Origin of the sequence: Komagataeibacter europaeus LMG 18890 (assembly GCF_000285295.1) — a bacterium.
Classification (GTDB): domain Bacteria; phylum Pseudomonadota; class Alphaproteobacteria; order Acetobacterales; family Acetobacteraceae; genus Komagataeibacter; species Komagataeibacter europaeus.
This window is the reverse complement of record NZ_CADP01000304.1, coordinates 1-1200: the sequence shown is the minus strand read 5'-3', so window position 1 is coordinate 1200 and position 1200 is coordinate 1. Positions and strand designations below refer to the sequence as shown.

Genomic DNA, 1200 nt, shown 5'->3' with positions numbered 1-1200 from the left:
AGATTGCGGGCGCGGAGCGCCAGATCCCGCTTATCGAGGCGGATATTGCCAGCCGTCAGCCCACGAAGGGGGATGCGTTCGTACTGCGTCGGGACAAGGGGGATGTCAGCGAACGTGAGAAGGCCGGATCATGGCTCCTGTCCCAGGTCCGCCTGGCGGCAAAGAACGGTGAGGCAGGGGTCTGGAATCTCGGACGCATCGGTGGGTTCGCCGTCATGTGCGAAGCTGGGCCTGGCCGTCGCGTGTACTACGAAAAGCGCGCGGTCGACGTGACGCTGTTTGTGGAAGCGCGCTCAGGTCGCATTGAAATCGCCGTCGAGGATGACACGAAGGGCCTTGGGCTGACCTCGCGCCTCGAACATGCGCTGCTTCGGATCGATGACGCGCTCCGTGACGCAATCCGGATGCGGGAGGAAGCGCAGCGTCGCCTGCCATCCTACCGGGCCCGTCTGGACCTGCCGTTCGCGGAACAGGCGATGCTTGATGAAAAGCGCGCTGAGCTGAAAGCGCTGGAAGACGATCTGGCGGCGACCGCAACCGATGAAGACCCGGTGCATGACGACACCGAGGACAGGGATAAGGAAGAAGAGGCGGCAGCCTGAGAAGGGCTGCCATCTCCGGCCAGGCGCCGCAAGGGGTGGCGCCTCCCCGTGCTCGGCGTCTGCGCCGCCTGCGCGCGGGTCCGGTGCCGCCGCTGCACGGCGCCCTTGCCCCGCCAGCCCGGTGCTGGCCGCCGGAGTGCATCAGGAAAGGCGTCCTGAGAACACGGAGTAAAAACCATGGAACTGCGCGAAGTTGATCCGAAAACCCTGCTCGACAACCCCGAAAACCCGCGGAAATCCGCGCCCAACGAGGCGGAAGAGCGCCAGCTGGCGCTGAACGTCAAGGCCGTCGGGATCATCCACCCGCCCCTGGTCCGCGAAACTCCTGACGGCCTGATGATCGTTGCAGGGCATCGCCGCCGGCGTGCCGCGGTCAAGGCCGGCCTGAAAACCATTCAGGTGACGGTGGCAGGCGATGATGCGGAACTGGACCGGATGCGTGCCGCATCGGAGAACATGATCCGTCAGCCCATGACCCAGGTTGAACAGTGGCGGGTTGTCGCCAGGCTCCGGGAGGAAAAAAAGTGGAATGACACCGCGATCTGCAAGGCGCTGATGCTCACACCGGTGCAGCTGAAGCAGATCGGCCGCCTGTCTG

Annotated in this window: 1 protein-coding gene and 1 pseudogene; both read left to right on the top strand. The window is 64.9% G+C overall.

The features are described from left to right. Positions 1-602: pseudogene (locus GEU01_RS21970) on the top strand (lactate dehydrogenase); the annotation flags it as partial. 177 nt (positions 603-779) lie between these two features. Then, positions 780-1200, top strand: a 421-nt coding sequence (locus GEU01_RS21965) for a ParB/RepB/Spo0J family partition protein (RefSeq protein ID WP_019087620.1), incomplete at its 3' end; no start/stop codon positions are given.